Annotated in this window: 8 protein-coding genes and 1 pseudogene; 7 read left to right on the top strand and 2 right to left on the bottom strand. The window is 32.1% G+C overall.

The features are described from left to right. Nucleotides 1–223, bottom strand: a pseudogene (locus Q0370_RS03455) (class I tRNA ligase family protein); the annotation flags it as partial. Nucleotides 224–250: 27 nt separating this feature from the next. Here Q0370_RS03455 and Q0370_RS03450 point away from each other — a divergent pair. Continuing rightward, nucleotides 251–583 carry a peroxiredoxin gene (locus Q0370_RS03450; protein WP_367270821.1) on the top strand — a complete coding sequence of 111 codons (333 nt, stop codon included), beginning with the start codon at nucleotides 251–253 and terminating at the stop codon, nucleotides 581–583. Nucleotides 584–695: 112 nt separating this feature from the next. Here Q0370_RS03450 and Q0370_RS03445 read toward each other — a convergent pair whose 3' ends face one another. Beyond that, entirely contained in the window at nucleotides 696–1,910 is a 1,215-nt protein-coding gene (locus Q0370_RS03445; protein ID WP_299572182.1) for a trypsin-like peptidase domain-containing protein, read from the bottom strand. A 297-nt stretch (nucleotides 1,911–2,207) separates the two neighbouring features. On the opposite strand from Q0370_RS03445, the gene ffh reads away from it, so the two are divergent. From ffh to Q0370_RS03415, 6 genes are all read left to right on the top strand, one after another. Then, nucleotides 2,208–3,545: a signal recognition particle protein gene (gene ffh / locus Q0370_RS03440; RefSeq protein WP_299572179.1), complete on the top strand. Its 1,338-nt coding sequence runs from the start codon at nucleotides 2,208–2,210 to the stop codon at nucleotides 3,543–3,545. Between the two features lie 60 nt (nucleotides 3,546–3,605). After that, nucleotides 3,606–4,097, top strand: a complete 492-nt coding sequence (locus Q0370_RS03435) for a hypothetical protein (protein WP_299572177.1) — start codon at nucleotides 3,606–3,608, stop codon at nucleotides 4,095–4,097. Nucleotides 4,098–4,312: 215 nt separating this feature from the next. Then, nucleotides 4,313–5,164 (top strand): hypothetical protein, encoded by an 852-nt coding sequence (locus Q0370_RS03430; protein WP_299572174.1) that lies wholly within the window; start codon nucleotides 4,313–4,315, stop codon nucleotides 5,162–5,164. Between the two features lie 269 nt (nucleotides 5,165–5,433). Further along, on the top strand, nucleotides 5,434–6,288 hold the full coding sequence (locus Q0370_RS03425) for a hypothetical protein (protein WP_299572171.1): 855 nt from the start codon (nucleotides 5,434–5,436) through the stop codon (nucleotides 6,286–6,288). Between the two features lie 31 nt (nucleotides 6,289–6,319). After that, complete coding sequence (gene msrB, locus Q0370_RS03420) at nucleotides 6,320–7,681, top strand: peptide-methionine (R)-S-oxide reductase MsrB (protein ID WP_299572168.1); 1,362 nt, start codon at nucleotides 6,320–6,322, stop codon at nucleotides 7,679–7,681. Between the two features lie 59 nt (nucleotides 7,682–7,740). After that, nucleotides 7,741–7,993, top strand: a 253-nt coding sequence (locus Q0370_RS03415) for a response regulator (protein ID WP_299572165.1), incomplete at its 3' end; no start/stop codon positions are given.

The raw sequence follows: 7,993 nt of genomic DNA, 5'->3' as shown, positions 1-7,993 counted from the left end.
AACGAAGGGCATCGGCACCGTATTTCTCGATAACATCCATTGGGTCAATCCCGTTACCGAGAGATTTAGACATCTTGCGTCCTTGCTCGTCACGAATGAGACCGTGGATAAGAACGTTTTGGAATGGCTGACGGCCAGTGAATTCCAAGGATTGGAAGATCATACGAGACACCCAGAAGAAGATGATATCGTAACCTGTTACCAAGGTTGAAGTTGGGAAGTAGCAGTATTTCCGTCAGTTGATACTGGAGTGTGTGCTTTACAGCTGGCTAGATTTAATCAGGAAGCAGCAAGTTTTGGAGATGATGTTCAACTGCTTACAATCTCGGCTGACCTACCATTTGCATTAGGAAGATATTGTGCAGACAAAGGAATTAAAAACGCTTTAACAGCTTCAGACCATAAAGAGTTAGATTTTGGAACAAAATATGGATTTGTAATAAAAGAATTAAGATTATTGTCAAGAGGAACTGTTATTGTAGATAAAGACGGAATTATTAAATATGTGGAATATGTGAAGGAAGTTGCAGAACATCCAGATTACGAAAAAGCATTGGAAGTAATAAAAGAATTAACTAAATAAAAAAATAAATGGAGCCAAACTTATAAGAAAGAGTTTTCTCCATTTTTTATTGCTTTAATTTTATAAAAAAATATCCCAATCAATGACTGGGATACTTTTTTCAACTTTTTTATTATCTTCCAAGTTGCTGCTGCTGTCTTTGTTGTATAATACGTTGCTGCTCAATCGCACTAGGAGTTTTTACGAGCGTTACTGCCACCTCTGTTGGCTGTCCATTTCTATATACAGTTAATTTTATATTTTGTCCAACTTTTTTAGCGGCAATTTCTCCAACAAATGCACCTGCAGAGTTTACTTCTTTTCCATCAACAGCTGTAATAACATCATTTTTAGCTATTCCTGCTGCCGCGGCTGGACTATTTGGCACAACATCGACTATGAATACTCCGTTTGAAGATTTCAGATTAAGGGCTTTTACTTTGTCTTGATCTAAATTTCCCATAGACACGCCAATGTATGGTTTTTCAAATTTACCATTTGCGATAATTGAATCTTTGACTGTCATTGCCAAGTTTGCCGGAATAGCAAATCCGATTCCTACACTTCCTCCACTTTGTGAATAAATCGCAGTATTTACTCCGATAACTTTTCCTGTTATGTCAATTAATGGACCTCCACTATTTCCCTGATTGATAGCGGCATCTGTTTGAATAAAGTTTTCTATTTCTTCAATTCCAAGCGAGCTACGTCCTGCAGCACTTACAATTCCAACTGTCATCGAGTCGTTTAATCCCAATGGATTTCCGAAGGCTATTGACCATTGTCCGATTTGGACTTGATCTGAATTTGCAAATTCTAACGGTTTAAAAGTCTCATTTGAATCAATTTTCAGTACAGCGATGTCAACTTCAGGCGAAGTTCCTACAAGTTTTGTACGGTATTCACGTCCATTTGAGAATTTTACATAAATTTCATCTGCACCATCAATAACATGATTATTTGTAACAACATATCCATCCTTTGAAACAACGAATCCTGAACCTAGTGACCCTGATTCACGTTTTTCCTGTCCTCCAGAACGTCCAAAAAGCATTTCTTCCAGCGGATTATACGTATTTACTATAACAGTTTTTTTAGTTCTGATATTTACAATTGAATCTTTAACGCTGTTATGTACACTTACAAAAGCATCCTGTGTCTGTACGGCATTTTTAGTGTACTTTTGCAAATCTTCCTGAGAAATTGTCTTTTGCTGCTCAGTATCCGCTGTATTATTTTTATTTTCTACGTTATTTCCAGTTTTGTTGGAACAGCTTAAAATTAGAAATAACACTGAAAATAAAGCAAATTTTTTATTTCCCTTTTTTATAAAATTTATTTTTTTCATATTTATTTACCTCATTTCTAGTTTTACAATAAACCTATTTTTAAAATTTTTTTAGAATTAATCTCAAACTCTTGACTCTTCCAGTTTTTATGAGTTTGCTTCCTACAGGGCTGGATATATTTTAGTGAATAAAAATTTATTATTCTTATGATTTTTATTTGAATTTCATTTATTAAACCATATTTTTTGCAAATTCATAAATAACCTGCTATGCTTATTGTCTTTTTCCCCATAATATGTTATCCTATACTCAGTAAAAATTAAAAAAATATATAAAATCAAGGAGAAAAATTAATAATGTTCAATAATTTAGGAGACAGATTTAAGGATATATTTAAAAAAGTTAGCGGACAGGGAAAGTTGACAGAGAGCAATATGAAGGATGCTTTGAGGGAAGTACGTCTAGCATTGCTTGAAGCGGATGTAAACTATGGAGTGGCTAAGAACTTTGTAGCAAAAATTCGAGAAAAGGCACTAGGGGAACATGTTATTAGCGGAGTTAATCCTACACAGCAATTTATCAAGATTGTAAATGATGAACTTGTGGAAGTGCTTGGAGGTTCAAATGTCTCGATTGCTAAAGCTGATAAAAATCCTACTATTGTAATGCTTTCTGGACTTCAAGGAGCTGGGAAAACTACGTTTTCTGGGAAATTAGCAAAACATCTAAAATCAAAAGGAGAAAAGCCATTTCTGATTGGAGCAGATGTTTATAGACCTGCTGCGAAAAAGCAATTGAAGGTATTAGGAGAGCAAGTGAAAGTTCCTGTATTTACGATCGATGAAAGTACAGATGCGGTGGAAATTGTAAAACAGGGAATCGAGGCTTCAAGAAATGAGCATGCGACTTATGTGATTATTGATACGGCGGGAAGACTGCATATTGACGAACAGCTTATGAACGAACTGCAAGATATAAAGGACAGTTTTAATCCTAATGAAATTCTGTTAGTAGTTGATGGAATGACTGGACAGGATGCAGTTAATGTGGCAAAAGAGTTTAATGAACAGCTTGATATTACTGGAGTCGTGCTTACAAAACTGGATGGAGATACTCGTGGAGGAGCTGCCCTTTCAGTAAAGGAAGTTGCAGGAAAGCCAATTAAATTCATAAGTGAAGGGGAAAAACTGGATGATATCGCACCATTTCACCCAGACAGGCTTGCTTCACGTATTCTTGGAATGGGAGATGTTGTTTCGCTTGTAGAAAAGGCGCAGGAAGCTATTGATGAAAAAGAAGCCAAGAAAATGGAAGAAAAATTTAGAAAGAACCAGTTTGACTTTGAAGATTTTTTAAAGCAGTTTAAAATGATAAGAAAAATGGGATCAATTGCTGGAATTATGAAAATGATACCAGGAGTTGACACTAGCATGATTGACATGGGAATGGCTGAAAAGGAAATGAAAAAGGTCGAAGCAATCATTTTTTCAATGACAGTTCAGGAAAGACGTGATCCAAAACTTCTAAAAAACGGAAGCCGTAAAATGAGAATTGCCAAAGGAAGCGGAGTTCAGGTAAATGACGTAAATAAATTGATAAAGCAGTTTGAGCAAATGAAACAGATGATGAAAATGTTTAACAGTGGCGGTATTCCAGGACTTGGTGGAGGATTTATGAAGGGAAGAAGAAGATAGAGGCATAAATCAACTAAAATTTTTTATAAAACTGGAAAAAATAAAAAAGGAGAGACACAAATGAAAAAGTTAATTTTAGCATTATTTATTATTTTTGGAACACTTTCATTTTCAGCTTTTGACAAAGTTGTAATTGGAGTTATTAATGATAATTATGAAAGTCCAATAATATCAGGAACAGTAAATAGAGGAGGACTTGCAAATCTTCTTTTTGGAATGAAAAAGGACGGAGATTTTGCAAAACAAATGTATCAAAACCTTTCAGGAGCAGATAAAGTTGAATTTATTATAGAAAAGCACGATGAATCTGCACTTGTAAGTATTTTGAAATTATTTGAAAAAAATAAATACAAAGGACAGGTAGAAGTTACAGAAGTAGCGGCATCAGAAAATAAAAATATTCGTCAAATTACTACAAAGAATGGATGGACTTACAATGTGTACCCTTTTGCACGGGAAATAGTAGGAACTGTAAAAATTTCTGGAAGTGATACAACTAAAGCAGAATTTGTAGAAGGATTATTTCAAAATGTAAAATCAAAGGTAAAATAATTTTTAGAAATAAACCAGGAATTTGGATATAATCCAATATCTAGAAATATAATATATCAAAGCAAGTATCATTATACTGGGGATCCTTTTGATAAAGAAAGAAATCTCAAAAAAAATAATGATGGTCATAAAATGAGCGAGGATTTTAACAAGATGCGTGAAGAAATAGAGATTATAGATAAACTGCTTGTAAGACCAGAGGGATGGAATAAGTAATGAAGGCAGTAAAAATATTATTGACATCAGTATCTATATTTTTAGTTTTAATAATATCATTGATTACAGGATATAATATTAAAAGTAAAATAAAAGAAACTAAAATAGGAAAAGAGTTGTTAAAAGAGATAATAGAAGATGCAAAAACTAAATACAATTTCACTATGAATAAGAATGATTATGAAATTGAAGTCTTGTACTATACACCAGGTTCTTTTTTCCAAGGAGCTCCTCATTATGGTTTAAAGAAAAAAGGAATATCATACAAATCAAAGTATTTTAAAAAGCTTGAAGAAATACTTTATGAAATAAGAGCTAATAATATTATGGGAGAGAGAAATAGCTTTTTTGGATATAATGGAGGAACAACAATATTAAAAGTAATAGCAGATTTTGGATTACAACCATATATATTAAATACTCTGATATATGATAAGACGAAAGGAAATAATTTTGAAAAAATAGAGCAGATATTTAAAAAATATGAGGGGAAAATTACTTATTACATAGAAAGTAACATTTGGGAATGTGGAGGTATAGGAAGCCAGTTTGAACAATCTTATAATCTAAACTATGTAAATAATATAAACTGTAGAGAAAAATATGGAGGTTCTACGTATTACAATGCTTATAATTCAGAAGTGATAGAAGAATATGGGAAAAGATATGAAAAATATTTTAGTACCCCAAGAAGTCTTGAAACAATAAACTGGGAAGAGTATATGAAGATACATGAAATATATCCAATAATAGAGTTCTATTTTGATGGAACAAAAGAAGAAAAGGAAAAATTGCGAAAAGAGATAGAGCCTTATTATAATAAGAAGATACTGGATATAATAATTTATTAAATCTTATAAAAAAATAACTTAAGATTTAAAGTTAAAGATTGACTCAAATTTCTTGTACTAACCATATAAGAAATTTGGGTTTTCTGCTAACTATCTGCAATATTTCATAGTAAATCAGCTTTAGTGATAATCTAAGGCTGTTTTGTTATAAAAGAAATTGTATAATGAGATATACTATTCCACATATGCGAAATGAAGAATTTTCAGGATTAGATACATCAAATTATATAGATTTGTGATTAGTCGATAATACTAAAAGGAGCAGTGAAATGAAAAAAATAGGTTTTGTTTTATTACTTTTTCTAGGTTTTAACTTAATTTTGTCGTCTCCACTGATTTTTTTAGCAATATTCAGTGCAATACATGAACATAAGGAAGCAAATTCAGGGGAAATAAGGGAGAAAAAAGCAGAAGAATACTTAAATCAGGTTTCTGATATGATGGAAAGAGAGTTTAATGTGGTAATAGACAGAAATTTGTATAAGGTCGAGTATGTTCCAATGCAAGGAAATAATTTCTATGTACCACAAACTTATGTCATGGGAAAAAACGAAGGATTTATAGTGTATAAATCTAACTATCTGTATTCAAATAATCCAGAAATGGAAAAAGTTCTTATAACTGAAAATGATGCAAGTTTTTTGACAAGTAATGAAAAGGATTATTATAAAGAACTTAGGCTATCGTTATTTCTTGCGATACTAGATAGATTAGGATTTAGAGAATATGTGTTAAATAATCTTTTATATGACAAATCAAAAGGAAATAATTTTTCTGAAATTGAAAAGATTTTTGATGAATATAAAAAAGGGAAAATATACAGAGAAGTTGGATGGTATAATCAGAATAACCAATATGCAGGAGAATTAAAGATGTTTTATGGAAAAGAAAAAGATATGAAATATGACAATGATTTCAGCGGTTTTTTAGTTTATAAAAAAGCAAATGAGAAAAAAGGTTATTTTAATTCATATATAGAGCATTTTATAAAATATTTTGATAAAAAAGTACAATTTGAAAAAATAAACTGGTATGAATTTAAAAAATACAATCAACTTCGTCCTGTAATAATTTTTAATTTTGAAAATTCAGAAAAAAAAAGATTTGGAAAAAATAAGAGATAAAATAAAAAAATATTATAATTAAGGAGAAAAAATGGCAAAAAAGAAAGCTGAAGATATTAAATTAACTTTGACTGATGAAGAAAGAGAAGGATTGGATAACGACGGAATAAAAAGAGTTTTGACTAATAAAGCTATATTAGATGTAGCAAAAGGATATGAATTTTCAGAAGAAGAAAAAGAAGAATTTGATTATTTCTTTACAAATGAAAAACACAAATTTTTTGTTGCTAAAATGATTGAAGATAAAATTTCTGTAAATGAAAATGATGTTACAAAATTATATACAGATAATAAAGCTAATTTTGATGCACAAAATATTCCTTTCTCACAAGCTAGGGAAATTATCCAAAGAGATTTGTTAAATCAACAAATAGCTACTTTAGAAGCTGAAGAGTTGAACAAATTAGTCGAAGAAATGCAAGATAAAATAGAAATCACTAAAAAAGAAATTCTTTTCTCAAAAGGAGATGCAGAAGTTCTAAAAACTTTAATCGTTGGTAAAATAATTTCTAAAAAAATGGCTGATGAAAAATTTGAAGAACAAAATAAAAAAGATTTAGAAATTATAAAAGATAACGTATACGTTAATTACTACTTAGATTTACAAGTAAGAAAAAATGTAAAAGTTACTCAAGAAGAAATTGCTGAAATCTACGAAAATGAAAAAGCAAAATTAGGAAACGTAACTCCAAATAGTGCTTATCAACAAATAGCAAACGGATTATTAAACACTAGAGCAATTGAAGAAAGAAATAACCTAGTAAATAAAATTATAGAAGACTATAAAGTTGATGAAGTTGCAAAGAAATATGATAAGCCTTTAGCTGTTGAAAAAGAACCTCTGAAAAACTTTATAAAGGCAGAAGATTATCATCAGGATTATCTAAAAAAGAATCCTAATGGATATTGCCATATCGACGTCAATCAAGCTGCTTACCCTGTTATCGAAGCTAGTCGCTATCCTAAGCCTAGCGATGAAGAGATTAAGTCCAAGCTCTCGCCAGAAGAATACGCAGTCACACAAAAGAATGACACAGAGCGAGCTTTTTCTAATCGCTATTGGGATAAGTTTGATGCTGGTATCTATGTGGATGTGGTGACAGGAGAACCTCTCTTTTCATCAAAGGATAAGTTTGACTCAGGCTGCGGTTGGCCGAGTTTCACCCGTCCTATCAGTCCAGATGTTGCGACTTACAAAGAAGATAAGAGTTTCAATATGACTCGAACGGAAGTTCGTAGTCGGGTTGGGAATTCCCATCTGGGCCATGTTTTTACAGACGGTCCTAAGGACAAGGGCGGCTTGCGCTATTGCATCAATAGTCTGTCAATTAAGTTCATTCCAAAAGCTGAGATGGAGGAGAAGGGCTACGGTTATCTTTTGGATTATGTTTAAGAGCATTTTGATTGGAAATTTGCTATAATAAATCCAGTATAAATAAGGAGTTGAATCTTGTGTATTCAATTATGATTGTAGAGGATGAATATCTGGTAAGACAGGGAATTGCGTCCTTAGTAAACTATGAGCAGTTTGGTATGGAAGTCATTGCCCAGGCTGAAAATGGAAGAGAAGCTTGGCAGAAATTTCAGGAAAATCCTGCTGACATCCTGCTGACCGATATCAATATGCCACAGATGAACGGCCTCGAACTGGCCAAGCTAGTCAGGGACCAGGCTCCTAAGTGCCATATCGTTTTTCTGACGGGCT

Origin of the sequence: uncultured Leptotrichia sp., assembly GCF_938036635.1 — a bacterium.
Lineage (GTDB): Bacteria > Fusobacteriota > Fusobacteriia > Fusobacteriales > Leptotrichiaceae > Leptotrichia > Leptotrichia hongkongensis.
This window is presented reverse-complemented; position numbering and strand designations above follow the sequence as displayed.

Bases quoted from the DNA above. Each gene is read 5' to 3' on its own strand.
- Q0370_RS03445 (WP_299572182.1), bottom strand. From the start codon at position 1,910: ATGAAAAAAATAAATTTTATAAAAAAGGGAAATAAAAAATTTGCTTTA.
- Q0370_RS03430 (WP_299572174.1), top strand. From the start codon at position 4,313: ATGAAGGCAGTAAAAATATTATTGACATCAGTATCTATATTTTTAGTT.
- ffh (WP_299572179.1), top strand. From the start codon at position 2,208: ATGTTCAATAATTTAGGAGACAGATTTAAGGATATATTTAAAAAAGTT.
- Q0370_RS03435 (WP_299572177.1), top strand. From the start codon at position 3,606: ATGAAAAAGTTAATTTTAGCATTATTTATTATTTTTGGAACACTTTCA.
- msrB (WP_299572168.1), top strand. From the start codon at position 6,320: ATGGCAAAAAAGAAAGCTGAAGATATTAAATTAACTTTGACTGATGAA.
- Q0370_RS03425 (WP_299572171.1), top strand. From the start codon at position 5,434: ATGAAAAAAATAGGTTTTGTTTTATTACTTTTTCTAGGTTTTAACTTA.